23 protein-coding genes are annotated in these 26,449 nt (G+C 71.8%); 7 read left to right on the forward strand and 16 right to left on the reverse strand.

The genetic code is table 11. The annotated features are described in order from the left end of the window. Nucleotides 1-20: 20 nt before the first annotated feature. Entirely contained in the window at nucleotides 21-962 is a 942-nt protein-coding gene (locus WMF29_RS15910) for a hypothetical protein (RefSeq protein ID WP_437329643.1), read from the reverse strand. Between the two features lie 1,166 nt (nucleotides 963-2,128). Then, complete coding sequence (locus WMF29_RS15915) at nucleotides 2,129-2,488, reverse strand: hypothetical protein (protein WP_437331271.1); 360 nt, start codon at nucleotides 2,486-2,488, stop codon at nucleotides 2,129-2,131. Here WMF29_RS15915 and WMF29_RS15920 point away from each other — a divergent pair. Further along, complete coding sequence (locus WMF29_RS15920) at nucleotides 2,421-3,074, forward strand: glycoside hydrolase family 11 protein (RefSeq protein WP_437329644.1); 654 nt, start codon at nucleotides 2,421-2,423, stop codon at nucleotides 3,072-3,074. The genes WMF29_RS15915 and WMF29_RS15920 overlap by 68 nt on opposite strands. A 39-nt stretch (nucleotides 3,075-3,113) precedes the next feature. Here WMF29_RS15920 and WMF29_RS15925 read toward each other — a convergent pair whose 3' ends face one another. Further along, nucleotides 3,114-3,923, reverse strand: coding sequence for a fumarylacetoacetate hydrolase family protein (locus tag WMF29_RS15925; protein WP_437329645.1), 810 nt, complete (start codon nucleotides 3,921-3,923; stop codon nucleotides 3,114-3,116). A 132-nt stretch (nucleotides 3,924-4,055) separates the two neighbouring features. Continuing rightward, nucleotides 4,056-4,640, reverse strand: a complete 585-nt coding sequence (locus WMF29_RS15930; RefSeq protein WP_437329646.1) for a class I SAM-dependent methyltransferase — start codon at nucleotides 4,638-4,640, stop codon at nucleotides 4,056-4,058. A 168-nt stretch (nucleotides 4,641-4,808) separates the two neighbouring features. Between WMF29_RS15930 and WMF29_RS15935 the strand changes: the two genes are divergently transcribed. After that, nucleotides 4,809-5,477 carry a DUF2293 domain-containing protein gene (locus WMF29_RS15935; RefSeq protein WP_437329647.1) on the forward strand — a complete coding sequence of 223 codons (669 nt, stop codon included), beginning with the start codon at nucleotides 4,809-4,811 and terminating at the stop codon, nucleotides 5,475-5,477. Nucleotides 5,478-5,504: 27 nt separating this feature from the next. On the opposite strand, the gene WMF29_RS15940 is transcribed toward WMF29_RS15935, so the two are convergent. Then, nucleotides 5,505-6,128: an HAD family hydrolase gene (locus WMF29_RS15940; RefSeq protein ID WP_437329648.1), complete on the reverse strand. Its 624-nt coding sequence runs from the start codon at nucleotides 6,126-6,128 to the stop codon at nucleotides 5,505-5,507. Between the two features lie 336 nt (nucleotides 6,129-6,464). On the opposite strand from WMF29_RS15940, the gene WMF29_RS15945 reads away from it, so the two are divergent. Further along, on the forward strand, nucleotides 6,465-7,655 hold the full coding sequence (locus WMF29_RS15945) for a vWA domain-containing protein (RefSeq protein ID WP_437329649.1): 1,191 nt from the start codon (nucleotides 6,465-6,467) through the stop codon (nucleotides 7,653-7,655). An 86-nt stretch (nucleotides 7,656-7,741) separates the two neighbouring features. Here WMF29_RS15945 and WMF29_RS15950 read toward each other — a convergent pair whose 3' ends face one another. From WMF29_RS15950 to WMF29_RS15975, 6 genes are all read right to left on the reverse strand, one after another. After that, nucleotides 7,742-8,806, reverse strand: coding sequence for an LNS2 domain-containing protein (locus tag WMF29_RS15950; protein WP_437329650.1), 1,065 nt, complete (start codon nucleotides 8,804-8,806; stop codon nucleotides 7,742-7,744). Nucleotides 8,807-9,075: 269 nt separating this feature from the next. Next, nucleotides 9,076-10,245, reverse strand: a complete 1,170-nt coding sequence (locus WMF29_RS15955) for an acyl-CoA dehydrogenase family protein (RefSeq protein ID WP_437329651.1) — start codon at nucleotides 10,243-10,245, stop codon at nucleotides 9,076-9,078. Nucleotides 10,246-10,490: 245 nt separating this feature from the next. Continuing rightward, nucleotides 10,491-11,948, reverse strand: coding sequence for a serpin family protein (locus WMF29_RS15960; protein ID WP_437329652.1), 1,458 nt, complete (start codon nucleotides 11,946-11,948; stop codon nucleotides 10,491-10,493). A gap of 78 nt (nucleotides 11,949-12,026) precedes the next feature. Then, the gene (locus tag WMF29_RS15965; RefSeq protein WP_437329653.1) at nucleotides 12,027-12,824 is read right to left on the reverse strand and encodes a hypothetical protein; all 798 of its coding nucleotides are present in this window, start codon (nucleotides 12,822-12,824) and stop codon (nucleotides 12,027-12,029) included. 317 nt (nucleotides 12,825-13,141) lie between these two features. Further along, a complete protein-coding gene (locus WMF29_RS15970) occupies nucleotides 13,142-13,849 on the reverse strand; it encodes a hypothetical protein (RefSeq protein ID WP_437329654.1) in 708 nt (235 codons plus the stop codon). Nucleotides 13,850-13,966: 117 nt separating this feature from the next. Further along, on the reverse strand, nucleotides 13,967-15,661 hold the full coding sequence (locus tag WMF29_RS15975; RefSeq protein WP_437329655.1) for an aminotransferase class I/II-fold pyridoxal phosphate-dependent enzyme: 1,695 nt from the start codon (nucleotides 15,659-15,661) through the stop codon (nucleotides 13,967-13,969). Nucleotides 15,662-16,048: 387 nt separating this feature from the next. Between WMF29_RS15975 and WMF29_RS15980 the strand changes: the two genes are divergently transcribed. Then, nucleotides 16,049-17,410 (forward strand): sigma-54-dependent transcriptional regulator, encoded by a 1,362-nt coding sequence (locus WMF29_RS15980; RefSeq protein ID WP_437329656.1) that lies wholly within the window; start codon nucleotides 16,049-16,051, stop codon nucleotides 17,408-17,410. A 131-nt stretch (nucleotides 17,411-17,541) separates the two neighbouring features. Here WMF29_RS15980 and WMF29_RS15985 read toward each other — a convergent pair whose 3' ends face one another. Next, nucleotides 17,542-18,201 (reverse strand): Uma2 family endonuclease, encoded by a 660-nt coding sequence (locus WMF29_RS15985; RefSeq protein WP_437329657.1) that lies wholly within the window; start codon nucleotides 18,199-18,201, stop codon nucleotides 17,542-17,544. Between the two features lie 180 nt (nucleotides 18,202-18,381). Between WMF29_RS15985 and WMF29_RS15990 the strand changes: the two genes are divergently transcribed. The 3 genes from WMF29_RS15990 to WMF29_RS16000 all read left to right on the forward strand — a co-directional run bounded on the left by WMF29_RS15990 (nucleotide 18,382) and on the right by WMF29_RS16000 (nucleotide 21,415). Then, entirely contained in the window at nucleotides 18,382-19,701 is a 1,320-nt protein-coding gene (locus WMF29_RS15990; protein WP_272098102.1) for a PhoH family protein, read from the forward strand. A gap of 81 nt (nucleotides 19,702-19,782) precedes the next feature. Then, nucleotides 19,783-20,892 (forward strand): tyrosine/phenylalanine carboxypeptidase domain-containing protein, encoded by a 1,110-nt coding sequence (locus tag WMF29_RS15995; protein ID WP_437329658.1) that lies wholly within the window; start codon nucleotides 19,783-19,785, stop codon nucleotides 20,890-20,892. 310 nt (nucleotides 20,893-21,202) lie between these two features. Then, a complete protein-coding gene (locus WMF29_RS16000; protein ID WP_437329659.1) occupies nucleotides 21,203-21,415 on the forward strand; it encodes a hypothetical protein in 213 nt (70 codons plus the stop codon). A gap of 13 nt (nucleotides 21,416-21,428) precedes the next feature. On the opposite strand, the gene WMF29_RS16005 is transcribed toward WMF29_RS16000, so the two are convergent. The 4 genes from WMF29_RS16005 to WMF29_RS16020 form a co-directional block, all read right to left on the reverse strand. Then, a complete protein-coding gene (locus WMF29_RS16005; protein WP_437329660.1) occupies nucleotides 21,429-23,615 on the reverse strand; it encodes a RecQ family ATP-dependent DNA helicase in 2,187 nt (728 codons plus the stop codon). Between the two features lie 93 nt (nucleotides 23,616-23,708). Beyond that, on the reverse strand, nucleotides 23,709-24,401 hold the full coding sequence (locus WMF29_RS16010; protein ID WP_437329661.1) for an oxidoreductase: 693 nt from the start codon (nucleotides 24,399-24,401) through the stop codon (nucleotides 23,709-23,711). Nucleotides 24,402-24,823: 422 nt separating this feature from the next. Beyond that, on the reverse strand, nucleotides 24,824-25,366 hold the full coding sequence (locus WMF29_RS16015) for an NUDIX hydrolase (RefSeq protein ID WP_437329662.1): 543 nt from the start codon (nucleotides 25,364-25,366) through the stop codon (nucleotides 24,824-24,826). Nucleotides 25,367-25,841: 475 nt separating this feature from the next. After that, nucleotides 25,842-26,438: an FxsA family protein gene (locus tag WMF29_RS16020; protein WP_437329663.1), complete on the reverse strand. Its 597-nt coding sequence runs from the start codon at nucleotides 26,436-26,438 to the stop codon at nucleotides 25,842-25,844. Between the last annotated feature and the right edge of the window lie 11 nt (nucleotides 26,439-26,449).

Genomic DNA, 26,449 nt, shown 5'->3' on the forward strand with positions numbered 1-26,449 from the left:
GCGGCGGGGGTTGGTCGGGCTCACGGGTGCTCGTCGGCGGGCACCAGACGCGCGGCGAAGAAGAAGCGCCCGTTCAACCACCACCCCAGGTCATGCAGGCGACCCCCGTGCAGAAGAGCGCCGCCGGCGTCGAGCGTGCCGGCGCGGAGCGCCGCCCAGACCTCGCGCGAGAACATAACCGGCCCGAGGCCAGGAGGCCCCTGACGGCCCCTCAGCGCCTCGTAGATGGCCGGGCGCGGGGTGCTCGGCAGCTCCAGGGCCGTCCACCGCGCCTGACCCGGCCCGGGGCCCTCGACGACGGACAGAGCGATGTGCAGGTCTCCGTCGGGCGCGAACGTCCCCCACGTCGCGCCGCCGATCGGCCGGTAGTCAAACCGCGCGGCCACAGCGAGCAGAGCCCGCTCGAGCAGCGGTCGGGGCGGCGCGAGCTCGGGCCGCGTGGTTGGCTCGGCCGGCGAGCTGTCCGGCGGAGCAGGGGAGGGGCGCGGAGCGCCCTGGGGCAACACCGTGACGACGCGAAAGCCACCGCGGCCCGCGAAGCCCTCGCCCTGCACGCCCCGCCGCGGGTGGAGCCAGTCGCCGTCGAGCGCGACGTGGGCGAGGCCGAGCGCACCGGGCGCGTCCTGCGCGCCGGAGGCCTGCGCGCGGAGCGGGGCGGGGCTCTCGCTCGGCGAGAGCCGGCCGAGCGGCGTGCGCGGCATCGGACGGGTGACCGCCTCGGGGCTGCGCGCGGTCGCAGGGCCGGTGTTCGGGCACCGCTCGGAGGCAGCGCTGCCCGGCGTGGATGTCGCCACGGCGGGGCCGACGTCCACAAGCGCCGCCTGGCAGCACTCGCCGGCGCTTGCGGTGGGCGGCGGCACGGCCGAGGCCGGACCGACGTGGACGAACTCGGCGCAGCAGAACCGCCCCCATGCCAGAGGACGAGCTCGCAGCGCTCGCCACCCGAGGATGGTGCGCGACAAGCTTTCTTTATCAAGGACCAGACACCCCGAGCGCCCCCTTTGCCGTGCGGGCTCGCTCCCATCCTGCTCGACGCGGTCGTCGACGGTCTGCTAACCCCCCGGGAGCAAACTCCTGTCAACCTGCTCGTCCGGGCGACGAACGTGATCGGCAAGCTGCAGGCGGGTTGGCCGCGCGAACGACTGGATCAGCTGCTGCCCAACGCGTGGGCGCGAGCGTCGCTCCCGGCTTCGGCCGCCAGCGGCGCCGACGCGCCCCGAACGACGCAAAGCTCGTCTTCGGCACCGAGGGACGGGGGAGAGCACCTCGCCGACCCTCTCGTGTTGTCCGCCCGGGGCCGCTCGGACGGCGAGTAGGCGCCGCCCCTCGCCCAGCATCGTCGACCCCGGCGAGAGCCGCAAGGGGCCGTGCCTATGGCGATGGCCGGGTGGTTACCCAGCGGGCCTTACCAGCGAGTCGAGGTGCCTCGCATGGCGCGCTTTCTGGTTGACAACGCACCAGTGCTGCGCAGCGCAGACGTGGCCGTTCCGCCCTGGGTACCTTCGCCTCCGCCGTCGTAACCGCCCGGATCGAGCACTCGTCGCTTTTCCAGGAGGGTGAACGAAGTGAGGGTCGACAGAGGTCCATGATTGAACCCGTGCGCGCAGCGTGGCTGTATCTTGCAAGGCACGCCACGGCGAAACAGCGAAACTGTCGCGATGAAGCAGTAAGGACCCTTGACTTTCGCCTCGTGGCTATAAGAATATTCCAAACCTCCCTTGGCGGTCCGGACCCCTCTCAGCCGGGCGCCGCAGTCGGTAGCGGGATCGCGCAAGGGCCGACTCCGAGTGAGGCGACTGTGGGGATTACTTGCCTCTTGCGGCTGCGCGTCGGGGGTGCTCTTGCTTTCTCTGAAGTGATGCCCATCCCCATCACACGGGGTTTTCGCATGTGAGTGTCTCTTCGACAAACGTCGTGATCGCCAGGCCTGTGGTCGGCGCAGGCACCGCGGGTGCATCCATGATCGCCGGGAACATGGGCACGCTCGCCGGAACATTCGAGTTTTGACCGCTGGATCGAAGGGGCCGCAGACGGCTCGATGGGTTCATGAATCCATCTAGATCAGAAGTTTGAGGCTCAGCCGGTTCATCATGGAGAACCCTTCAATGCGCGTCGCTCCCTTGCTTGTCTACTTATCCGCTTCGGTCGCATGCGGCCTGCTGGCGTGCAACGTCGAGCGCGCCGTGGGCGAGGACCTCGAAGTCCTGGACTCCTCGTCGAGCAGCTCGTCGTCGTCGAGCAGCAACTCGAGCTCATCGTCGAGCAGCAGCTCGAGCTCGTCGTCGAGCAGCAGCTCGAGCTCGTCGTCGAGCAGCAGCTCGGGAACGGGCGGCGGCGGGGCCGGCGGGGCCTCGTCGTCGAGCAGCAGCTCGGTGACGGGCGGCGGGGCCGGCGGGGCCTCGTCGTCGAGCAGCAGCTCGGTGACGGGCGGCGGGGCCGGCGGCGCAGGCGGGGAGGGTGGGGCCGGCGGCGCACCCGACACGTGCACGACATCCGAACAGCCGGTCTGCAGCAATCAAACTGGCGACCACTGCGGCTTCACCTATCAACTCTGGAAGGACCAGGGGACCGGATGCCTGACCAACACCGCGGATGGCTTCAGCATGGAATGGAGCGATATCAACAACCTGCTGGGCCGTAAAGGCCTGAGGCCCGGGTCGGCGAATCAGATCGTGACCTACGAGGCCGACTTTCGGCCAAACGGCAATGCCTACCTGGGGGTCTATGGGTGGACGAAGAGCCCGGCCGTGGAATACTATATCATTGATGGCTGGGGCACCTGGCGTCCCCCTGGCGGACCGGGAACCATGGGCACCGTCACGAGCGACGGAGGCGTCTATGACATCTACAAAACCCAGCGATCCGAGGTGCTCGCGATTGATGGCATCAATGCCCCTTATCAGTTCTGGAGCGTTCGTAAGCAGAAGCGCACGAGCGGAACCATCACCGTCGCCAACCACTTTGACGCATGGCAGAGGCTGGGGATGAACATGGGGAGCTTGAGCGAGGTCTCGATGCTCGTGGAAGGATATCAGAGCAGCGGAAGGGCTGACGTGAGCGTCTCCATGAGATGAGCGCCGGGGTTCGAGCGTCGACCCGGGCCGCTCGCCGGGCTAGCGCCCGCTCGCGCCGTCGCCCCGCGCGGTCACGGACACCCGCAGCGCGCCGATCCCGCGCGTCTCGGCCGTGGCGCCGGCGATATCGATGACGAGCTCGTCGCCGGACACGATCGGCCCCACGCCCTGGGGCGTCCCCGTCGCGATGACGTCGCCGGGCTCCAGCGTCATCACCCGGCTGATGTACGCGACCAGCTCGGGCACGCCCCAGATCATCTGCGCCGTCAGCCCGTCCTGCCGCACCTGCGAGTTCACGACAGCCCGCACGCGGAGCGCCCCGGGATCGAGCTCCGTCTCGATCCACGGGCCCACAGGGCAGAACGTGTCGAACCCCTTGCCCCGCGTGAACTGCACGTCCTTCCGTTGCAGATCCCGTGCGGTGATGTCGCCGAGGCAGGCGTACCCGAGCACGTGATCCAGCGCGTGCTCCGGTCGCACGTCCCGGGCGCGGCGGCCGATGACCACGCCGAGCTCCGCCTCGTGCTCGACCCGCTGGCTCTCCGGAGGGAGCACGATGGACTGGCCAGGACCGATGAGCGCCGAGGGCGGTTTGAGGAAGAGGAGCGGCTCGACCGGGACGTCGTTGCCCAGCTCCTGGGCGTGCGCCGCGTAATTGCGCCCCACACACACGATCTTCGTGGGGACCACGGGGCAGGCGAGATCGACGTCGGTCCACGCCACGGCCTCCCCCGTGGTCTTGCCGCCGAGCCAGGGCGGCGCGTCCAGGACGAGCGCGGCTGCGCCGTCCAGGCGGGCGAAGAAGGCTGGGCGATCCTGATCCGGAGGCGCGAGGCGAGCGAAGCGCATGGCGCGAGCAAAGCGCGATCTTCGGGTCGCGGCAAGGCTGGGACCGACGCAATACGACGCCGAGCGCCTGGCAGCTGTCTGCGCGGAGCTCGTGCGTCGTGGTCGTCGCGCGACGTCGGCGGCGGGCCGCCGTCACGGAGGAGGCGCCGCGGCGCCCCGACGCCGCGCGACGAGGCGGGCCTCGTGATTCCCCTCCTCGAGCCACCCTTCCTCGTAGCGGACCACCTCGAGCGCCTCGCCGAGCAGCCCCGGGAGCTCGCCGTCATCGAGCAGCCAGCGCGCGCTCGGGTGCGCGTGTCTCAGCAGGTTCGACCGCGTCGGGTGCACGACGACGAGGAGGCCGCCCGGGGCGAGCTCCGCCGCGCAGGCCGCGAGCCGGCGCTCGAGGAAATAGAAGATCAGGAGGAGGTCCCACGGCCCGGCAGGGAGCGGGTCGCGCTCGACGTCGAGCGCCACCGTGCGCAGCGCCAGCCCTTCCTTCGCCGCGGCGCTCCGAGCGATGCCGAGCCCGACCTCGGAGATGTCGGCCAGCGTCACGTCGAGCCCGCGCCGCGCGAGCCACAGGGCGTGACGACCCGCGCCGCCCGCCAGGTCGAGCGCGCGCCCGCGCCGGGGCAGGAGCGGATCGAGCGCCGCGAGCACGGCGGAGGGCTCCCCCGGATCGCCGCCGCCCTCGCGGTAGCGGGCGTCCCACCTCGTGCGATCGTCGTCCGACACGCTGTCCTCCTGTCCTGTTGGCCGCGCCGGGGCGGACACCGGCGAGCGCCCCTCGCTGGTGCGGAGCGTACCATCACCCGGCGGGGCCGCTTCGGCGCCGGGCGACGGAGGCGGCCGGCCGGCGCTGGACGCGCGGCATGACCTGGCCTAGCACGCCGCCGGTTCGCCATGCCCGAGTGCCTGACCCTGGCCCCGACCCCGGATCCCCGCCGCTTCCGCGCGCCAGACGGCGCGCTGCTCTCGCCGCCCGAAGGCTGGGCGTGCCTGCCCCCGGGCGACGCCGGGCTCACCCGACGGGTGAAGCTCGCGGGCCCATCCTGGATGGTGGTCGAGAAGCGCGGGAGGAAGACGTTCTCCCGAGGCCTCTGGGCGCCCGCCGCCACCATCGAGGCCGCCCGCGCCGCGCTCGAGGCCGAGCGCAGCACGCCTTCGTACGCGAAGAAGCGGGAGGCGGACGCCCGGCGGAGGGAGCGCGACCAGGAAGAGTACGTGCGCGAGTTCGAGGCCGCGGTGGCCGCGTTCCTCCGGTTCTCGCCGCGCTACGCCGCGCTCGCGCGGGCGGTCGCGACCAAGGTGACGCTGCACGCCACGCCGGTCGGCAGCGGCACCGTCGCCCGCACCGAGCGGATCCCGGTCGCGCAGCGCGCCGAGTCGGCCGTGATCGCCTGGATGCGGCACCAGACCACGGCCTACGACACGATGGCCATCCCGCGCGTGAAGGGGATGCGCCGCGAGGTGCGGCGCGAGCTCGCGCAGATCTCCCGCGCCATCCTCGATCTCCATCGCGGCGACGCGCCGCACGCGGGCGCCTCGTGCCCGCTCTGCGCGGCGCTCTGACGCGCGGGGCGGAGCGGGGCGAGCCCGTCACGCGCCGAGCAGCCCCTCTCCGACCAGCCGCGCGCGCAGCCCCGCGGCCCCGTCGAACACGTGCGCGCGCATCCCGAATGCGGCCGCCGCCTCGCAGTTCTCCGCGCGATCGTCGACGAAGAGGCACTCGCCCGCGTCGACCCCGATGCGCGCCATGAGCCGATCGAAGAACTCGGGCGCCGGCTTGCGCACGCCCAGGTGGTGGCTCGAATAGACGCCCTCGAACAGGACGTCGAGCGCGAACGCCTCGCGCACCTCCTCGACCCACACGGGGTAATTGCTCGCCACGAACCTGAGCGCGCGGCCCTCGAGCGACGCGACGATCTCCCGCACGCCGGGCAAGAAGCGATATCCCGCGCGGCGCACCCGGTTGAACGCGTCGAGGTCGAACGAGAACCCCTCGGCGCCTTCACGAAAGAACCGGCGAGCGAACTCGGCCTCATCGATCTCGCCGATCTCGAACGCAGGCCAGCACGTGGGGTCGCGGTGCCTCGCAATCTCGGGAGGCGCGGGCGCGGCGGGCGCGGCGGGCGCGGCGGACCGGATCGCCGCGGCGAGCGCCTCCCGGTACGGGTCGTAAAGGACAGTATCCATTAGATCGAAACACACTGCGCGGACCATCAGGCGCGAACCGTAGCACCGGCACGCGCGCGTGTGCGCACACAGGTCACACGGGCATACAGGCGTGCGGCCACACCGGTGAGTTGCGCTGAGGGCGCCGCGACGTGAGAGCGGCGTGGAAGCGGCGTGGAAGCGGCGTGTAACAAAGACACAAAATTGATACGAACTTTGGGAAGGCGCATCTCGCAATGCGCTGCGCGATGGCCTATACTGGGCATGGGTGGCGAGTCTTCAGGAGCGTGGTCCGGCGATGCGTCGGCTCCTGAGGACTCGTGTGGTTGGTCTGCTTTTCTACCGGCGCGCAGCGCCGGCACTTACTTAAAAAGGAGTCAGGCCATGAGATTGCCTGCTATGGGCATTGCCTTGTTCACGGTCGCCGTGGCCAGCGCGGCGTGCGGCGGCGGCGGCGACGAGAATCAGAGTGGCTCGGGCGCCGCGAACGGCTCGGGTAGCGGGAGCGGAGGCGACGACAGCGGCTTCGGTTCAGGGGGTGTGACCTCGGGCAGCGGCTCGGGCTCAGGCAACCCCAGCAGCGGCGCTGGCCCTTCGACCGGCGCCGGCGAGGCGTGCGCAACGCAAACGGCCCAGGCCGGGCTCCAGCCCGTGTACCTGGCAGTCGCGTTCGACGTGTCGGGCAGCATGGGGATGAACGACAGGCCCTCGCACAGCAAGGAGCTCAAGTGGGATCCCGTCGTCGCCGCGACCAAGCAGTTCTTCACGGATCCGGCGTCCGCGGGGCTCACCGCCTCGCTCACGTTCTTCCCCGGCGAGCGGCGGATGTGCGAGGCCAGAACCTACAGCGCGCCGGACGTCGAGATGACGCCGCTGCCCTCCGAGGCGTTCGGTAAGGCGATCGACGACGTCACGCCCGCGACCGACGACGACTGGGGCACGAGCACGCCGACGGCGTTCGTTGTCGATGGGACGGTGACCTTCATCGAGCGGCAGCGCCAGGAGAGCCCCGGGAAGTACGCGCTCGTGCTCGTGACCGACGGCTACCCGCAGCGCTGCGGCGGACAGGCGGACTCCATCGAGGCCGTCGTCCAGCGCGTCGAGGGGGCGCGACAGGACAACATCCCGACCTACGTGATCGGGGTGGCGAACCCGCCGGAGGACGAGCCGGGGAACGTCGACAACCTGCGCGACATCGCCGAGGCGGGCGGCACGGGGCAGGCCTTCATCATCGAGACCGGCAACCCCGACGCGACCGCGACCGCGTTCAGGGCGGCCATCGACCAGATCCGCGGCGCCGCGGTGACGTGCAACGTCGCGATCCCGGCGGCGCCCGACGGGAGGACGTTCGACAAGCAGCGGGTGCGCGTGACGTACACGAGCGGAGGGGGCCAACCGAAGGCCGTCGCGTACGATCAGGAGTGCGCGAGCGACGACGCCTGGCGCTACGACAATCCGTCGAACCCGTCGCAGATCGAGCTCTGCGAGAGCGTGTGCAACGCCATACAGTCCGATCCGGAGGCGTCCCTGGGCGTCGACTTCACCTGCGAGGACGTGATCGACATCCCGCAGTGATCCAGCGATGGGCGGCGGGGGCGCTCCCTGATGCAGGCGCGCCCGCCCCGCCCGCGGGGCGGAGGCTCGCGTCGCGAGCGCGTCCTTCAGGGCGCGCAGGCGGCCTGTGGGCGGAAGAGCGCCCGGACGAGGCCCCGGTAGTCGTCGTGGGGCACGCCGCCGCGGAGATCGCCGCCGAGTTTGTAATAATAGCACCGCGAGGGGGCGATCCCGGCGGCCGTGTACGTCGCCACGTCGCTCGGCATGTTGCCGAAGCCGAAGGAGGGCACGATGCCCGTGCGCGCCTTGAGCCATCCGAGCTCGATGGTCTTGTACTTGGCCGCCGCGCCGCCGAACGCGCCGGTGACGCCGATGGTGGTGTGGAGGATGCCCGGCGGGAAGCCCTGCTCTCGCAGCCAGACCCTCGTGCTGCCCACGAGCCACTCGGGGCGCGCGGTCACGTAGAAAAGGTAGATCCCGCTCTCGGCGAGGGCGCGCATCGCGTCCGCCGCGCCGGGGTGGGCGGCCGGCGGGGCGCCGCCGACCAGCTCGCTGACGACCGCCACCTCGCTCGACGTGAGCGTCCCGTCGACGTCGGTCACGGCCACCTGCGCGCCTGGCGGGAGGACCTCGATGAACAGGTCCGCGCTCGTGGCGTCGCCGGCCACGGCGAGGTGGACGCGGTGCCGGCCGACCTCGAGGCGCCGGCCCGCGGCGAGGTCGATGTAGACGCGCCCGCCGGTGTCCGGGATCCCCTCCGTCGTCGGGTGCGGGTGGTCGTCGTCGCTCGTCCGGAAGGTGCCGAGCCGCTCCCAGGCGCCGCTGCAGCCGCGGAGCAGATAGGCCTCGACGTCCTCGTCCTCGAGATCGTCGTCCTGCGGCCCGTAAGCGAACTTCGCGATGGCCCACTGGGGCCCGTCGGCGCGCGCGAAGAGGTCGCGCCCGCGGTGGCGCGGCCACCCGGCCGCGACGAGGCGCGAGCGCGTGTGCCTGAACCCGCGCGGCAAGGCCTCCGGCGGCGGCGCGTCGCAGGCCGGACGGGCCGGGCAGGCGCCCGCCCGGGGCCGCGGCGGCGCGGGCGCATCGGCCTGCCGCGGGGCACCGGCGCAGGCGACGAACGAGATGGCGGCGAGGACCAGCGGGGCGAGCGGGGCGGGGCGCAATACGACCACCTATACCGCGTTGGTCGTGAACGTGGTCGTGGTCGTGAACGTGGTCGTGGTCGTGAACGTGGTCGTGAACGTGAACGTGGTCGTGGACGTGGACGTGGTCGTGGACGTGGTCGTCCGCCGGCCGACGTGAATCGTGGGAGTTGAGAGCGGCGATCTCCGGGGGACGTTCACGTTCACGACGAGCCGTTGACGACCACGACCACGACCACGACCACGACCACGTTCACGACCACGACCACGTTCACGACCACGACGGTGATCGCTAAGGTTCAGGTCCAGAGGCCCGTCGGCTGCCCAAGGAGCGCGGCGCCGACCTGGCCGAACCAGCCCTCTGCGGCGGCGGCGTGCTGGGAGAAGGTGTGAATGTCCCGGAACCGCCGTTGCAAGGGCGACGCGTTCCGGGCGACTCCGCCCCCGCCCGCCTGATAGCAGGTGTCCACGGCCCGGGCCGTCACCTCCGTCACCCACGCCAGGGCGCCCGAGATCCGCGGCGCCACCGCGAGGGCGGCGCCAGGGTTGTTCACGCACGCGGCCCAGAGCTCGTCCCCCATGTCGCGCAGCAGGGCGCGGGCGGCGCGGACGCTCGTCTCGGCGCGGCCGAGGTTCACCTGGAACAGCGGAGAGTCTGCCAGCTGGGCGCGCGCATACAGCCGCTTCTTGCCCGAGGCCGCGAGCGTCACGATGTCGTCGAGCGCCCCCTGGGCGATCCCCACCGCCACCGCCCCCATGTGGAGCGCGAAGTGCAGGACGGGCGCGACGAAGCCCGGCCCGGCCACCGACGGCTGGCCCCGGAAGATATCGAGGGTGTTCGCCTCGGGGCAGAAGGCCCCTTCCAGCGCGATATCGTGGCTGCCCGTGCCGCGCAGGCCGAGCACGGACCAGGTGTCGATGATGCGCGCCTCGCTCGCCGGGAACAGCATGCCCCGCATCTCCGGCACCTCGCGCGCCTCGCCCATCCGCGGGCGGCCGCCGTCCATGATCACGCAGTTCCCGAACAGCCAGCTGGCGTGCTCGCAGCCGCTCGCGAAGCTCCAGCGCCCGGTGACCCGGTAGCCGCCGTCCGTCGCGTGGGCTTCGCCCTGCGCGTTGAAGCCGCCGCCGATGATCACGTCCGGCCCGCCGGCGTAGATGGCGTCGAAGCGCTCGCGCGGCAGGAGCGCGAAGAGGTGCGGGCTCTCCGAGCCGATCATCACGGTCCAGCCGGTGGCCCCGTCCGCGCGGGCGAGCGCCTCGAGGACGTCCATCCCCGTGCGCAGATCGACGTCGTGGCCGCCGTGGCTCCTCGGCAGGAACATCCGGAAGCACCCCGCCGCCTTGAGCTGACCGAGGAGATCCGCCGGGAGGCGCCGCGCCTCCTCGATCTCCGCGCTCCGTGAGGCGATCGCGGGGGCCAGGTCACGGACGGCATGCAACACCTTCGCGGCGTCTTCGTTCTTCATCGCTCGCTCCTTGACATCGGGGGTTGGCGGACCCTGTGAAGGCCCGGCAAAACGGCTCATCGTACGGCGGTTCAGGAGCGGGGTGCAGATTCGTGCGCTACGGGCTCAGCCGCTAGGCAGGCGAGTGAGGCGTACGCAAGTACGCCGCAGCGAGCCGAACGACGCGGATGAGCCCGTAGCGCACGAATCTGCACCCCGCTCCAGAGCTCCGCGCAGACTTTCGGCCCCCTCCGCCGGGAGCGACGTCATCGCGGGTCGGTCACCCGGCCCATGAACAGCACGGTGCCAGTCGCCACGTCGCGGATCAGGAACACGAACGGGTGATCCGCGCGGAACGCCTGGGGCGGCGCCGGGGCGGATCGTGTCGTCATGACGACCCCCGTGGCCGCGGCGGCCTCGGTCCCTTCCTCGTTGACCTCCACGAACGCCTTGTGGCGCACCTGGGAGATGTAGAGCGGCTCTGCCCTCGTGATCCCGGAGAAGTCGGCCTTCTTCTCGTCGAACGCGAGCGGCATCCCCAGCGCGCTCAGGGTCGCCGACAGCTCGAGCTCGGCCGTCATCTTGAAGCGCGGGAGCGCCACGTCGACCCGCGCCGGCTCGAGCGCATCCACGTACGCCTTGAGCTGCCCCGCTGCCAGGCGCTGCTCCACCTGCGCCAGCCCGTCCACCTGCGCGGGCAGGACGACGACCATGGCCAGCCGGCGCTCGGGGCTCTGCGCCTCGTACGCGAGCTCCAGCACCGAGGCGTCAGCGGTCTTTCCAAAGCCCGCCAGGAGCGTCTTGCGCATCATCGGCACGGCCGGCGCCGTCCCGGGCTTGACCGTGAACGGCTCGTTCTTGGTGGCCTTCTTGTCGAAGGGCGTCGCCCACTTCCCCTTGAAGTAGACGGCGTTCGTCAGGACGAGCCGCGTGAGGCCGGTGATGCTCCCGGCGGGCATCAGGTCCTTGATCTTCCCGTTCGTCTGTTGTTCGACCCATTGATTGATGCGCCCCCGCGCCGGCTCGCTCCCGCCCTTGAAGTCGACGAGCTCGATCCCTGCCCCGTAGTGCTGCTGGGTGGTGCTCTGGAACGCGGGCTCGATCGGCAGCCCGGCCTGGCCCCACAGCCGGTTGGCGATCCGGAGCTCGGGCCCCTGGGGCCCGGTCGCCAGCGCCAGCTCCTTGATGAGCCCGCCGAAGGCGGCGTGGAGCGCCTCGGGCGGGAGGGTGAACTCGAGCGTCTTCGCCATCTGGGCCGCGGTCTCGCCGCGGGCGCCGGCGTAGGTCATGGCCAGCGCCGTCGAGATGCTCGCCGGCGAGAAGAAGAGCTTGTCTCTGGAGGCGGCGAGCTTGCCGTAGAGGCGCTGCGCGAACGCGGCGTTCGTGTCGGCGAGCGCCGTGGCCGGCGGCGGAGGATCCGGCTGCTGAGCGTCCGGCGGGGCGGGCTCGCTCGGCCCAGGGGCCGCCGCCCCGGAGGCCGGCTTCGCGCCGGGACAGACGTGTTCCCACCGGCACGCCCCGCCCTCGGCGCGCGCGCACTGCGGGGTGCCGGTGGAGCCATCGTCGCAGACGCGGGCGATCATCGCGAGGGGGCCGCAGTCGGCGGGCTGGCAAGCGGACGCGCTCGGGGCCGGCGCGGCCGGCGGGGCGCCGTCCCGGGCCTGACACCCGAGCCCCAGCAGCGTGCATAGCGCGGTCGTGAAGAACGAGATCGGTCTGGCCATGGCGCTGAGGTACCAGCGCGCCAGGCCGGCGGGAAGCTCGACCGGAAGGCGGAGCGAGCGTGTGCTCCCGTCGCGCCGTCAGAAATTGTGGACGAACGTGAACCGGCCGGCGAGCTTCTTCCCGCCGATCTGGCTCTCCTCCTGCGTCTCGTAGCCGAGGTAAAGGAGCAGCTTGTTTCCCGTGCCGTAGTTCAGCCCGAGCACGCCCCCGACCTGCAGGCTGGCGAGGCCGCTCTCGTCGACGTCCGGACCGGCGGTCAACGGGTCGTCCTCGAGCGTGACCTCGTTGAGGTCGAGCGTGGCCTCGAGGTGCGGGCCGAAGCCGAAGTCGTCGATGGGGTAGTAGAGCAGGAAGTCCCGCGTGTAGACGTAGTTCTGGACGCTCTCGTCGAACATGCTGGAGAACGACCCCAGGATCCACGACTCGAAGTAAACGGGCTTTGAGTCGACGAAGGTGAACAGCTGCGGGGCGACCAGCGCCGCCGGCTGCATCGTCGTGAAGTTGAACGAGAAGCCCACCATCGGGTTGAGGATGACAGGGCCCATCGTGAAGGCGGGGCCGATGTCGAACTCAGCGGTTCCCAGCGTGGTGAGGTAGATGTCGCTCGAGAGGCTGATGGGGCCGACCTGGTGCGTGGCGCCGGCCCAGAGCTGGAGACCGAGGCTGTCTGCGTCGAAGCGGAACCAGCTCGGGATCTGGCTCGCCTGCGGCTCCGGCGCGGCGGGCTCCGCCGCGGGCGTCGGCGCGGCCACGGCCGTTGCGCCCGGATCAGCCGGGGGCGCAGCGGGATCCTGAGCCCAGGCGGCGGGCGACGCGAGCAACCCCACGACGCAAGCGAGCGCCGAGCAACTTCTCCGCATATCGTTCTCCATCATCGAATTGCCTCCTCTGCGCAGCACGAGGTGAAAGCAACATGAAACATGAGAGCAACATGAAACGTAACGGCAGTCGGTCGACACTAACGTAGTGCAGAGCAGTTAGGCAAAGCCGATGTGCATGGAGAGCCCCCGAGCGGCGCGCGGCCGCGTGGCCTGCCCGCGCGGGCGCACCTCGCTGCCTCGCTGGCCACAGGCGTCGATCGGGCAGGGGAGCGGCTTGAGCCGTCGGCGGCGCTGGACCGGGCGAGGTGTCGTTCGCCGAGGGCCGCGGGCGCGCAGGGGGAGAGGGGCCTGCGCCCTTCTTGAGAGGAGGATCACAGAGGGATGTACTGGATGCCCGCGGCCGCCCCGAGCGACGCCAGCGCGGCGGCCCCGACGAGGAGCAGCGTCATCTTCAGCAGCGTCCCCTCGATCTGGTCCGTGACGAGGCCGTCGACGCCCTGGGAGAGCTCGTCCCGCACCTTCATCAGGTCGATGCCGCCTGCCTGGTTGGCCTCGTTGCGGAAGCGCGCCAGCGTCAGCGTCTCGATGGTCCCGAGCAGCTGCGCCTCGATCTTGCGCCGCAGGAACCCCCGCACGCCGCCCCCTGTCGGCGCCGCCTGCACCCTGTGGATCACGGCGAGGCGCAGGCGCTTCACCGCCGCGTTGAGCGGGACGCGCTCCACCGCCTGCGCCACCCGCCCGCCGCGGGCGCCCGCCTCGGCCTGCTCGGAGACGCCGAGCAGCCGCTCGAACACGGAGGTCACGAGCATCCCGCCGAGGCGCTTCGCCCGCACGATCTGCAGGATGCCGGTGCCGAGCGCCCGCTTCCACGACAGCGTGAAGCCCATCACGGCGGAGAGCGCGAGCGCCGCGACGGCCGCCAGCGCCCCGCGCAGCGCCGAGCCGTCGGCCGCGATGGCGTACGACGAGGCGGCGAGGGCGAGGGCCAGGAACGACATGGCCGCGGCCGTCAGGAAGAAAGAGCGGAGCGCAGGGCCCAGCGCCCCGGCGACACCTTGCGCGAACGGTCGAAGATCCATGACCGCTCAGCTGACCACGCCCGCCGCGCGGCGAAAATGCCGAACGTGGCGGGCGCGCGTCGATCACCGCGAGCATGGGGAGCGGGCCCGGAGGGCGCCGCTCCCGCCCCGCCCGCCTCAGATGACGCCGAACTTCTTGCCGACCTTCTCGAACGCCTCGAGCGCGTGATCGAGGTGCTTGCGCTCGTGGGTCGCCATGTAGCTCGTCCGGAGCACCTGCTGCTTGGGCGGGACGCCCGGGGTGATGAACGGATTCACGTAGAGCGAGTAGTCGTCGAGGAGCGACTTCCACATCATCACGGTCTTGAGATCGTCGCGGATGTAGATGGGGATCACGGCCGTCTCGGTCTTGCCGAGCTCGAAGCCGAGCCGCTGCAGCTCCGTGCGCATGTACGTGAAGTTCTCGCGGAGCTTCTCCTGGCGCCAGGGCTCCTCCTGCATGACCTCGAGCGAGGCCATGGCGGCGGCAACGCAGGGCGGCGCGGCGCTCGCCGCGAAGAGGAAGCTGTAGGCGAAATGCTGAATGTAATCGAGCACCTTTCGCTCACCGACGAGCCAGCCGCCGATCGAGGCGAGCGACTTCGAGAAGGTGCCGCCGATGAGGTCGACCTCCTTCCCGAGGCCGAAGTGCGCGGCGGTGCCGCGGCCCCCCGGGCCGATGACGCCGAGCGCGTGGGCGTCGTCGACGAGGAGCCGCGCCTTGTGCTTCTTCACCACCTCGACGATGCCGGGCAGACTCGCGATCTCGCCCTGGGCGCTGAACACGCCGTCGGTGATCACGAGGGCGCCCTCGGTGTCGGCGATCTCGGAGAGCGCGCTGTCGAGCGCGGCGGGATCGCTGTGCTTGTAGCGCACCATCCGGGCGCCGGCCGCCTGCGCGAGCCGCACGCCGTCGTAGATGGAGGCGTGATCGTCCTTGTCGATCATCGCGACGCTCCGCTTGTTGCTGAGGAGCGCCGAGATGGTCGCGATGTTCACCTGATAGCCCGTCGTGAACACGAGCCCCGCCTCCTTGCCGTGGTAGGCGGCGAGCTTCTGCTCGAGCTCGTTGTGGAGGCGCATCGACCCGTTCACGAGCCGCGAGCCGGTCATGCTGGTGCCGTATTTGTCGATGGCGTTCCGCGCGGCTTCCCGCACCTTCGGGTGGGTCGTCAGCCCGAGGTAGTTGTTCGAGCCGAGCATGATCACGGTCCGGCCCTCGAGCTGCGCCTCGGGGCCGTTGTTGAAGTCGAGCGGGCGGAAGAAGGGGTAGACGCCCATGGCGCGGGCGTTGTCCGCGGTCATGAACTTGTAGGCCTTCTCGAACACGTCGCGCCCGCCGATCCGCGCCAGCGACGTCCGCGCCGCCATCTGGGTCGCGAGCTGCTGCTCGGCCGCCGCGGCCACGTAGGTGCCGGCGCCGTTCGAGCCCGCGCCGTTCGAGCCCACGCCGTTCACGTGCGGGCGGCTCGCCGCCCCGCCGCGCTCGCGCGGGGCTTCGCTGCTCGCCGTCTCCTCCACGACCGACAGCCCCGCGCCGCTCGCGGCGGGCGCGGCGGGCGCGGCGGGCCGACGAGCCGCCGCGCGCGACGGCGTCGCCCCGTGGACGCCGGCCTCGTCGTCGAGCGAGGGATCGATGTTCGGGAGCGCGTGCCCGTTGAGCAGGATGTCCCAGGCCTCCGCGGCCCGCTCCCGGGCGGCGCGCAGGCGGTTCTTCGCGTCCATGACCCCCGTGGCGAGCCGCATCACGCGATCGTTGCTGACGACACGGACGACCACGCCCGACGAGGTGAGCTTCTTTGCTTGGTCGACCAGACGATCCTTCATCCTCATGCCCTGGCTCCTCACGCGATCGAATTAAGGGGCGCGGTCCCGTCCGCGAAAGCCGCTCCGGCGTGCAGGATCGAGGCCCCTCGGGCCCCTGCTCGTTCCCTGCGCGTGTCGCCGCTAAAGCAGCCTGCGCGGGCCGCGTCAACTGCCACCACCGCGTCGTCCCGGCGTGCGACGAGCGCCGCGGAGCGCCGTCGCCGCGCACGCGCATTCCGCGTCGCGCAGGGGCGTTCGCGTGGTGCGCGGCGACGTTCGCAGAGCTCGCCCGCCACGGGCCTGCGCGCGCTGCACCTGACTCCCAAACACCGCGGATGACAGGCCGCGGCAAGGGCAAAGGCGCAACTCGTTGCGGAGTGGTGCGCGCCGGTGTAGGAAAAGTTTTCAGGGTCTATGCGCCGTGTCCTAGTCGTTGACGACGAAGAAAACCTGCGCCTCGTGGTGCGCACGTTCCTCAAGCGGGACGGCTACGAGGTCGAGGCGGTCTCGAGCGGCGAGGAGGCGCTCGCGATGGTCGAGACGTTCGGGCCCGACGTCATCCTGACCGACGTCCGGATGCCCAGGATGGGCGGGCTCGACCTGCTGGCGACGCTGAAGGCCAAGGGCAACGAGGCCACGGTCATCGTGATGAGCGCCTACGGCAACGTCGACCTGGCGATCGAGGCGATGAAGGCGGGCGCCTACGATTACATCCAGAAGCCGTTCAAGGCCGAGGAGGTGCTGCTCACGCTCCGCAAGGCCGAGGAGCGGGAGGCGCTCCGCCGCGAGAACCGCGTCCTGCGTCAGGAGATCCGGCGGGAGAACCTCTTCGAGGAGATCCTCGCGAAGAGCCCGCCGATGCAGGTGATCTTCAAGACGATCGCGAAGGTCGCCGACTACAAGACCACGGCGCTCATCACGGGCGAGAGCGGCGTCGGCAAGGAGCTCGTGGCCCGGGCGATCCACCGGCGGTCGAGCCGCCGCGGCGGTCCGTTCGTCGCGGTCAACTGCGGCGCCATCCCGGAGAACCTGCTGGAGAGCGAGCTCTTCGGGTACAAGCGGGGCGCGTTCACCGACGCGGTGAACGACAGGGCGGGGCTGTTCGAGCAGGCGAACCACGGCACGCTGCTGCTCGACGAGATCGGCGAGCTGCCGCTCGCGCTTCAGGTGAAGCTGCTCCGGGTGCTCCAGGAGGAGACGCTCCGCCGGCTGGGGGACAGCAAGGACATCAAGGTCGACGTCCGCATCCTCGCGGCGACCCACCGCGACCTGATGGCCGAGACGCAGGCCGGCCGGTTCCGCGAGGACCTCTTCTACCGGATCAACGTGCTCCCCATCGCGATCCCTCCACTCCGCGAGCGGCGGGAGGACATCCCGATCCTCATGGATCACTTCCTCGCGAGGAACAACGCGCGGTTCGGCATCAACATCCGCGGCTTCGAGCCCGAGGCGAGGCGGCTGCTCCTGGAGTACCGGTGGCCGGGCAACGTGCGGGAGCTGGAGAACACCGTCGAGCGCGCCATGGTGCTCTGCGAGGGCGAGCGCATCGGCGAGGCCGACCTGCCCGAGCGGATCCGCGAGGCGCGCGATCCGATCCAGATGCAGCTGACGAGCGGCGAGCTGTCGATCAAGAAGACGTCCCGCGTCATCGAGGAGATCCTCATCCGGCGCGCGCTCCAGAAGACGAAGGGCAACCGGACCAAGGCGGCCGAGGTGCTGGAGATCAGCCACCGGGCGCTGCTCTACAAGATCAAGGACTACCGGATCGATCTCTGACGGCGGTGGGGCCCCGCGCGGGTGGGGGGTACGCGGCGGGAGAGTGGCGTAATTCCACGGTTCACGAGCTGAACGACGGATTCTGCCATGGCGATTTGGATGTGCCGCGAGGGCGCAAGAGTCCTGGCGGGCTAGCGCGGTTCATCGAGCGAGCCCGCCTCCTCGCCGAGCACCGGCGAGGAGGCGGCGCTGATGTCGCCGAACAACTCGTCGATCTCGATCTCGACCGCATCGAACGGCGCCGCGCGCACCCTGTCCCCGCGGCCCGCGACGAGCTCGATCAGGTAACCCTCCGCGGTCCACCGGAGCACCGCGAGCGTGCCATTGTGGGGATCCGCCATCCAGTAGTGCGCCACGCCCGCGCGGTGGTACCCGAGGCGCTTGTCGCCCATATCGATGTGCGCGGTCGTCGGCGAGAGGACCTCGCAGATCCAGTCAGGGCCGGCGGTCACGATGCCGCGCCGGTCGGGCTCCGGCAGGGTGGGGTTCCTGTCGCGGCGCCAGCCGAGCACGTCGGGACGGCAGCCGAGGCCTGCGATCTCCATGTCCACTTCCATGGAGATCCACCAGCCGCCAGGCCGGTCACCACCGCCTGGACGACGGTCGTACGCCCCGCGGACCAGCGCGATGATCGCGCCCTGCGTCCTGCCGTGCATGGGGCCCGGCATGCCCTGGTACATGATCCGCCCGTTGATGAACTCGGCACGCTTCTCCTCGGGAATGGCGAGCCAGTCCTCGATCGTGGGCTGCCGCAGTGAGCGGGACAGAGCGACGGGCGGGATCATGTGCATCGAGGAAAGCATAGTCCACGTCGCGTTCGCGGGCAGCGGACGCCGCGCTTCCCCCGCGCCGCCGCGGAGAGCGCCGCGCTGCTCGGCGCCCGCAGACCGCCACGGAGCGATCCAGGCGCCCGCCAGGTCGGAGCTCTCTTGCGCCCGTCGCCTCAGGCGGCTACGTCGTCCCGCTCCCCCATGAAGAAGAATTACGTTCTCGACGCGAACGTCCTCCTCCACGATCCGCACGCGATCTTCAGGTTCGAGGACAACGACGTCATCATCCCGATCTACGCGATCGAGGAGATCGATCAGTTCAAGCGGGAGGGCTCCGAGCGCGGGCGCAACGCGAGGACGATCGCCCGGCTGCTCGACGAGGTCCGCGGCGCCGGGACGCTCGCGACCGGGGTGCTGCTCGAGAGCGGCGGCACGCTGCGGATCGCGATCCCGGAGCGGCGGCCGGAGCTGCTCGTGGGGCTGGAGTCCGGATCGCAGGACAGCGCCATCCTCCAGACGGCGATCGACATCCGCGATCGGCACAAGGATCGGCCGACCATCTTCGTGACGATGGACACGAACCTCAGGATCCGCGCCGACGCGCTCCGGATCCCGGCGGAGACGTACGAGAACCAGCGGGTGCACGACCCGGCCATCGAGCAGTCGGTGGTGGAGCTCGAGGTGCCCGGCTCCGAGGTCGACGCGTTCTTCCAGAACGGCTCTCTCTCCAGCGACAAGCTCGCGGATTTATTGCCGAATTCTGCGGTGTTGCTCCGCGACGCGGGGGCGCCGAGCCACACGGCGCTCGGCCGGTTCGACGCGGCGCGCGGGCAGATCGTCGCCCTCCGGGTCGGGCGGGAGGGAGTGATGGGGGTCCGGCCGCGCAACAAGGAGCAGGCGTTCGCGCTGGACCTCCTGCTCGACGATTCGGTGCGGCTGATCACGCTGATCGGCAAGGCCGGGACGGGCAAGACGCTCCTTGCGCTCGCGGCGGCGCTGAAGCGGACGACCGAGGACAACGCCTACAGCCGGCTGCTCGTGAGCCGGCCGATCATGCCGCTGGGGCGCGATCTGGGCTTCCTTCCGGGCGACGTGGACGAGAAGCTGAACCCGTGGATGCAGCCGATCTTCGACAACCTCGAGTTCCTCTTCTCGAACGGCGGCACGAAGCCGGGGCGCGACGCGCGCGGCTTCGTGGAGCTCCTGGAGAGCGGGCGGATCCAGGTCGAGCCGCTCACCTACATCCGCGGGCGCAGCCTGCCGCACCAGTACCTCATCGTGGACGAGGCCCAGAACCTCACCCCGCACGAGGTGAAGACGATCATCACGCGGTGCGGCGAGGGGACCAAGATCGTGCTGACCGGCGATCCTCAGCAGATCGACAACCCGTACGTGGACCACGCGTCGAACGGCCTGCTCGTGGTGGCGGAGCGGTTCAGGCGCGAGCGCATCGCGGGTCACGTGGTGCTCGCCAAGGGCGAGCGCAGCGAGCTCGCGGAGCTCGCGGCGAACCTGCTCTGAGGCGAGCGGCGCCGGGCGCGCGGCGCTCTCACGGGGCGGGGGCGTGCGGGGCGGGGGCGTATCTGGAAGGAGCGGCGGGCCGTGGCGCGGCGTCCTCGAGCTAGATCGGCCGAACGGCCGGCGCCTCCGGCGTGGGTGCCGGACGCGGATCGGCTCCTCGGCGCCGCGGCGCGGCGGATCCGCGTCGTCGGGTCGAGCACGCCGGTGAACCTCGTCGAGGAGCTCGCGCGGCTCGCCGCCTCCTGGGATCGGAGCGGCGGGGAGCTCCCGCGGTTCACCTACGCGCCCGCGCAGGACCACGGCGAGCTTCGAAAGGCGATGGAGGCGGCGGCCGAGCGGCTCGCGGGGCAAGGGGAGCTCGGCGCGGTCTACGCCGGCCGCGCGAGCGAGCTCGCCGCGGAGGCCGCGATCTGCGAGGCCGCGGGCGGGGCGGGGTGCTGGTCCGCCGCGCGCCGCCGCTACGCCGCGCGCGACGCGTTCGACGAGCAGGCGGACGCGCTCGCCGCGACATGGGTCGAGCAGGAGGCGGGCGCCGCGTCGAGCGACGAGGAGCGGGTGCGGAGCGACGACGCGCGCTCGCCCAGGTCGCTCGTGTCGCGGATGCGCCGCGAGATCGGGGCGTGGCGCCTGCCCCTCCGGGTCGTGATCGCCGACATCGCGCCGCTCGCCGCGACGGGCGACGGGGTGATCCAGGTCGCGCGGGGGCGCATGCTCACGCGCGACGACGTCGAGCGCACGGTGCTCCACGAGATCGAGGGGCACGCGGCGCCCAGCGTGCGCGCCGCGGCGCTCCCGCTCGGGATCTTCGCGATCGGGACCGCGAACGGGGGCGACGATCAGGAGGGCTGGGCGCTCGCGCGCGAGCGCGCCGCGGGGTACCTGGTCGGCGCCCGCCGGATCGAGCTGGGGCTGCGCCACCTCGCCGCGCGGAGCGTCGAGCGCGGCGCGGGCTTCGTCGAGACAGCGCGGCTGCTCGAGGCGCGCGGCGCGCGCTCCACGGGGGACGCCCTGCGCATCGCGGCGCGCGTCCACCGGGGCGGCGGCCTCGCGCGGGAGGTCGTCTACCTGCCGGCGCTGCTGCGGGTCGAGGCGCTGCTCGTGGAGCAGCCGGCGCTGGGGCCGGTGCTCGCCTCGGGCCGGGTCTCGGTGGGCGCAGCGGCGTCGCTTTCGTCCTGGGCGAGGGAGAGGTGATGGTCCGTGGCTGCCCAGCTCGACCGAGAGGATGGGAAGCCGGGAAGAAAAGTCCGATCCTCGCTGAACTTCGTGCCTTCCTGGGAAGCCGATCCCATGAAATGAAGGCATCGCCGGTCGGGTGAGGGGCGGGCGAGAAAGGGGGCTGCGTGAAGGGAAGGATCACTCCAGCCGCGCGAGCGCGGCATGGAACGCGCTTGACGTGGTGGCCGGCGGGCGGGCCGCCTCGCGCGTGCGGTCGCATCCGCGCGGCGCGGGGCGGCGGTCCCGGGAGCGCGCGGCGCGGACGGGCCGGCGGGCGGAGGCGGGCATGAACTCGAAGAAGGCCATGGAGAGGGAACCCAGACGGCCGCCGAGGGGAGGCGAGGCCCCGACGGTGGTCCTCAAGGGGGACCTCCATGTCCTGGATCTCGGCGCGGGCCTGATGCTCGACGTGTTCATCAACGTCGAGGGGCGCCTGACGACCTTCGTCAGCCTGGATGGCCAGCTCATCGCGGAGCTCCGCGTCGCGGGCCTCGCCTGAGGTCCCGGGCCGCTCAGGGGCCCGAGAACTCCCGGACGACGCGGAGGATGCCCTCCCCGTAGCTCGAGATCTTCGCCTGCCCCATGCCGCGCGCGAGCGCGAGGTCGTCGAGCGACGCGGGCCGGATCCGCGCGATCTCCCGGAGCGTCCGGTCGTGCGCGATGACGTAGGCGGGCAGCGACTTCTCCTTGGCGAGCGCGGCCCTGTGGGCGCGGAGCGCCTCGAACAGCGGCACGTCGTGCTCCTCGAGCTCGACGCCGGGCTCCGCTTGCGCGCGCGAGGCCGGGACGGGGGCGCCCGGCGCGGGGCGCGCCGCGTCGTCGCGGGTCGCTGCGGACGCGAACGCCTGCGGGGCCGGCTGCGCGCGCGCCCGCGTGGAGGGCGCGGCCGCCGGCGGGCGCGCGGCGGGCGACGCGCCCGGCGCCGCGCGGCGCGGCCGCCGGCGCGCGGCGGGGACCGGGAGCCGCACCCGCGAGGGCACCTCTCCGCGCATCACGCGCCAGCCCGCCGGCGTGATGAGGGGGACGGGGAACTCGCCGGTCGTGAGATCGATCCAGGCGTTGGCGAGCAGCGCGCGGAGGATCGACATGGCCTCGTCGTGGCTCTTCCCCTCGAGGACGCCGAACGTCGAGAGCCGGTCGAGCCCCATGCGGCGGACGCGCTCGTTCGACTCGCCGACGAGCATCGACGCGACCGCCTGCATCCCGGCGCCGCCCTTCACCCGCGCGACGCCGGCGAGCGCGCGCCGCACGAGGTCGTTGTCCCGGGCGAGCGCGGCCGGGTCGCTCGCCTCGAGGGCGTCGACCTCCAGGCAGACGTCGCAGTGGCCGCAGCCGCCGAGCGACTCCGCCTCGTCGCCGAAGTAGCGGAGGATGAAGTCGTGCCGGCACGTCGCGGCGTCGACGTAGCGGAGCAGCTCGCGGAACAGCCCCCAGGCGCGCGCGGCGTCGTCGGCGTTCGCCTCGACGCCCCCCTCGCCGAGCTGGCAGAGCCGGCGGCGCAGCGCGATGTCCGCGGGCGCGAACAAGAGGAGGCCGCGGGCCGGGTCGCCGTCGCGCCCGGCGCGGCCGACCTCCTGGTAGTAGGCCTCGATCGACGACGGCGGCTGGGCGTGCACCACGAGCCGGACGTCGGGGCGATCGATCCCCATGCCGAAGGCGTTCGTGGCCACGACCACGGAGAGGCTGCGATCGGCGAAGCCCGCCGAGATGCGCGCGCGGGACTCGGGGGCGAGCCCGGCGTGGTACGCTTCCGCGTTCCAGCCTGCGTCGCGGAGCGCCTCGGCGAGGCGCTCGGCTCCCTTGCGGGTGGCGGCGTAGACGATGCCCGCCCCGCGGGGCCGCCCGGGATCGCCGAGGGCCTCCAGCAGCGCGCGCGCCGTGCGGCGCCCGGCCTCGCGCGGGCCGTCGACCGCCGAGACCTGCAGGTGGAGGTTGGGCCGGGCGAAGCCGCGCAGGATCACCTTGGGCGGCGGCTCTTCGGGGCCGCGCGCGCGCCCGCTCACCGCATCGCCGCCGCCGCCGTCGTCCGCGCCGTCGGGCGCGGGCAGCGGCCAGCCGAGCCGGCGGATGATCTCGTCGCGCGCGTCGGGGGTCGCCGTCGCGGTGCAGGCGAGGACCCGGGGCGGCCGGAGCCGCGCGAGCGCGGCGCCGATGCGCAGGTAGTCGGGCCGGAAGTCGTGCCCCCACTGGACGATGCAGTGCGCCTCGTCGACGGCGACGAGCGAGAGCCGGCTCGCGGCGAGCGCCTCGACGAACCCGTCGAGGGCGAGGCGCTCGGGCGCGGCGTAGACGAGCTTGTACTCGCCGCGGCGGAGGGCGGCGAGGCGGCGGCCGTTCTCGTCGCGCGCGAGGCTGGACGCGATGAACGTCGCCGGGATGCCGCGCGCCTCGAGGGCGCGGACCTGATCTTCCATCAGGGAGATGAGCGGGCTCAGGACGAGCGTCGTGCCGGGCAGGGCGACGGCCGGGAGCTGGTAGCAGAGCGATTTGCCGCCGCCGGTCGGGGCGACCACGAGGACGCGGCCCGCGCCCCCGAGCAGGGCCTCGATCGCCTCGCGCTGCCACGGCCGGAACGCGGCGATGCCGAACCGCTCCGCGAGCACGGCGTCGAGCGACGGGGGCGGGCTCTCCGGCGGGCGCAGCGAGGAGGGGGCGAGGCGCTCGGTCACGATCGGCGAGGGGCGTTCAGCGAGGACCATGGCGGCGTCGTCGAGCGAGCGCCGTGCCTGCCGCGAGCCCTAGCATTTCCGCGCGCATGCGTCGCCCGGTGGGTGGCGGCGCCATGGCGGCGATCAGGCCTGGACGACGCCGATGCCCTTGGCGAGCGTTTCCATGTCGTCGAAGTGATAGACGTGGCGACCGTTGCGCCCGCCGAGCGCCGCGGCGACCATCGCGCCGGCGACGGTCCTCGCGTCGATGGGCCGGTACCTGCGCAGGCCGCCCTTCATCGTGAACCGGAGCGTCTGCGCCGCCGCGACGCCGATGGCCTCGCCCTTCCTGACCTCGCCCCGCTCGCCGAGGAGCAGGCTCGGCCTGAGGACGTGGACGGCCGCGAAGCTCGCCGCCGAGAGCTCCTGCTCGAGCTCGCCCTTCACGCGCAGGTAGAAGCTGGTCGAGCGCGGGTCGGCGCCCACGGAGGAGACCAGGACGAACTGCTTCACCCCGGCCTTCTCGGCGAGCCTGGCGATGGTGATGGGGTAGCGATAATCGATCTCGTAGAAGGCCTCTTCGGAGCCGGCCTTGGCGATCGTCGTCCCGAGCGCACAGAACACGTCGCTCACGCCGGCGAAGTCCGCGCCTTCGAGCCGGTCGAAGTCGACGATGCGCTGCGAGAGCCGCGCGTCCTCGATCGGGGCCGGGCGGCGGAGCAGGGCGACGACCTTCGTGTACGCTGGCTGTTGCACGAGGAGGCGCAGGCAGTGGCCGCCGACGAGGCCCGTTCCTCCCACGATGAGAGCTGTCTTGTCGACCGTCATGTCTTCCATGTCCGTGCGGAATCACCCGCGGAGAGCGCCGCCGCGGGGATCCACAGCCGTACCACGCAGCGTAACGCAAGCGGCGCGCGAACCATAGCGGCCGGCCGTGCGCGGCGCGAGCGGACCGACGGCGCGGGCCCCCCACGCTTCCTTTCCTGGTGTGTCCGGGCGCTACATGCTCTGTCCTTCGCCAGCCACGCGCCAGTCACGCGCCGCGCTCAGCCACGCGCCGCGCTCGTCCGGAGCAGCATAGACGGACGACCGCAGGGCTCCATCGAGCTGCCGGCTCTGGAGATGGCCGTACGCTGAAGGGGGGATGATCGCACATCTCCTGTGATCCCGCGGGCGCCGCTCGGAGCGAGCGTGCGAGATGTGCCTTGAGCGGGCCGCCCGCCTCCTGCGTCGCGGCGGCGCGGGGCCCGCGCGGCGCCTCACGTGAGCTGCGCGCTGGCGACCTTCTGCGAGCGCTTCGTGCGCTGGGCCTGCGAGCGCTTCGCGCGCTGGGCATGGAAGGCCTTGACCGCCATCGGGATGACCAGCTCCCGGTGCTTGGGTACCAGGTTGTTCGGCAGCTGCTCGACTGGCCACCAGGTGCCCGTGGCCGGGACCTCGGCGAGCTTCGCCTGATGGACCCGGGAGAGCATCCAGCCGCGCGTGGCGGCCGAGAAGTAATCGCCGACGAACGTGAAGTCGGAGATCGTCATCCCGACCCGGTGGAGGACGTGCTCGGGCTGCTCGCCCGGCGAGAGGACGCTGCCGGGGCAGCACCACTCTCCAGGGCCTGCCGCCGACGCTCCGCGCTGTGTCAGGAGCACCTCGAGGGCGCCAGAGTCCGCGTTCCTCCGGAGGCACACGGCGTCCGCGGCGAGGTGAATGGGGAGTCGGGAAAGAGCGTTGATGAGCGAGCTGCCGAGCGGCTCCCGTGGATCGACGTACCCGAGGAGCCAGCTGGCCATCGACTTGATGAGCCTCATCGGGGCACCCTCCGCGAGGGCGCGCGGCGGGGCCGCTGGAGCACCGCCCGCCGGGCGTTCGGGCGAGGGCGTCGGCGCTGCTCAGGGCTGGACGTCGTGCCGGGGTCGCTCTTCGCGCTGCCGCCGGGGCGGCGCGGCCGGGTCGATGGGATCGAGGTTCGAGTTGGATCTTTCATAGGAGGTTGCTGCGTTGGTGTGGTTGTGCGTTGTTGCGTCATGTTGCGCAGGTTCAGATCTTCATGTCGTTTCTCCTGGGATGTCGGGCTGCGCCGACGACGTTGAGGAGCCTACAATGCGCTCTGTTTCTTTGTCGTTTCAGTCGTGCAGCTCGGACGTGAATCATTGTCCTGCGTCGTTGCTCGCTGTCTCGCCGAGCTCCTGACGCCGGTGTTCGGGTGTCGTGCGTGAGAGTCGCTGGTGATCCGGGCCGCGCGAGCGCGCATGCGTTCGCCGGGGCATCGATGACATCGAGGTGTCAGCCGGGCAGTCGTCGCGTCGTCCGCGCTGGCCCGCCGGCCTCATCCTCCTCGGCTCCCTCGGTCACCTCCGCCTCGACGTCGATGACCTGCCATGACGCCGGTCGACCGCGGGACGCGCCAGCGCGCCCGTCGGCGCGCTCGCCGAACGGCCCGCCGCTCAGGTCGATGACCCTCATGCTGAAGAACGCGCCGTTGCCTGGGCTGTCCACGCCGATGCCGGCGGCGCTCGCCGCGGCCACCCGCCGCTCGAACCGCTCCCGCACCGCCGCTGCGATCCGGCGGCGCACCGGCGGGAGCAGGAGCATGAGCCCTGCCACGTCGGTCAGCACCCCTGGCGTGATGAGCAGCGCCGCCCCGAGGAGCGCGAGGAGCCCTCCCGTGAGCCCCTCGTCCGGGACGCGGCCCGCCGCCAGCGCGCCGCGCCACGAGGCGAGCACCTTGAGCCCCTCGCGCTTCGCGAGCGCTGCGCCGAGGATCGCCGTCCCGAGCGCGATCGCCACGGTGGGCCAGAAGCCGATGACGTCGCCGATCGACAGGAGGAGCCAGAGCTCCAGGATCGGGAGCGCCGTGAAGAGCAGGATGAGCTTGCCCATGACCCCCGTCG

The sequence above is a fragment of the Sorangium sp. So ce381 genome (genome assembly GCF_051473845.1).
In the GTDB taxonomy this organism is placed as follows: Bacteria; Myxococcota_A; Polyangia; order Polyangiales; family Polyangiaceae; genus Sorangium; species Sorangium atrum.

Excerpts from the sequence above, each read along its gene's own strand:
- WMF29_RS15925 (WP_437329645.1), bottom strand. The coding sequence starts at position 3,923 with ATGCGCTTCGCTCGCCTCGCGCCTCCGGATCAGGATCGCCCAGCCTTC.
- WMF29_RS15935 (WP_437329647.1), top strand. The coding sequence starts at position 4,809 with ATGCCCGAGTGCCTGACCCTGGCCCCGACCCCGGATCCCCGCCGCTTC.
- WMF29_RS15940 (WP_437329648.1), bottom strand. The coding sequence starts at position 6,128 with ATGGTCCGCGCAGTGTGTTTCGATCTAATGGATACTGTCCTTTACGAC.
- WMF29_RS15945 (WP_437329649.1), top strand. The coding sequence starts at position 6,465 with ATGAGATTGCCTGCTATGGGCATTGCCTTGTTCACGGTCGCCGTGGCC.
- WMF29_RS15955 (WP_437329651.1), bottom strand. The coding sequence starts at position 10,245 with ATGAAGAACGAAGACGCCGCGAAGGTGTTGCATGCCGTCCGTGACCTG.
- WMF29_RS15960 (WP_437329652.1), bottom strand. The coding sequence starts at position 11,948 with ATGGCCAGACCGATCTCGTTCTTCACGACCGCGCTATGCACGCTGCTG.
- WMF29_RS15965 (WP_437329653.1), bottom strand. The coding sequence starts at position 12,824 with ATGATGGAGAACGATATGCGGAGAAGTTGCTCGGCGCTCGCTTGCGTC.
- WMF29_RS15970 (WP_437329654.1), bottom strand. The coding sequence starts at position 13,849 with ATGGATCTTCGACCGTTCGCGCAAGGTGTCGCCGGGGCGCTGGGCCCT.
- WMF29_RS15975 (WP_437329655.1), bottom strand. The coding sequence starts at position 15,661 with ATGAGGATGAAGGATCGTCTGGTCGACCAAGCAAAGAAGCTCACCTCG.
- WMF29_RS15980 (WP_437329656.1), top strand. The coding sequence starts at position 16,049 with ATGCGCCGTGTCCTAGTCGTTGACGACGAAGAAAACCTGCGCCTCGTG.
- WMF29_RS15985 (WP_437329657.1), bottom strand. The coding sequence starts at position 18,201 with ATGCACATGATCCCGCCCGTCGCTCTGTCCCGCTCACTGCGGCAGCCC.
- WMF29_RS15990 (WP_272098102.1), top strand. The coding sequence starts at position 18,382 with ATGAAGAAGAATTACGTTCTCGACGCGAACGTCCTCCTCCACGATCCG.
- WMF29_RS16000 (WP_437329659.1), top strand. The coding sequence starts at position 21,203 with ATGAACTCGAAGAAGGCCATGGAGAGGGAACCCAGACGGCCGCCGAGG.
- WMF29_RS16005 (WP_437329660.1), bottom strand. The coding sequence starts at position 23,615 with ATGGTCCTCGCTGAACGCCCCTCGCCGATCGTGACCGAGCGCCTCGCC.
- WMF29_RS16010 (WP_437329661.1), bottom strand. The coding sequence starts at position 24,401 with ATGGAAGACATGACGGTCGACAAGACAGCTCTCATCGTGGGAGGAACG.
- WMF29_RS16015 (WP_437329662.1), bottom strand. The coding sequence starts at position 25,366 with ATGAGGCTCATCAAGTCGATGGCCAGCTGGCTCCTCGGGTACGTCGAT.
- WMF29_RS16020 (WP_437329663.1), bottom strand. The coding sequence starts at position 26,438 with ATGGGCAAGCTCATCCTGCTCTTCACGGCGCTCCCGATCCTGGAGCTC.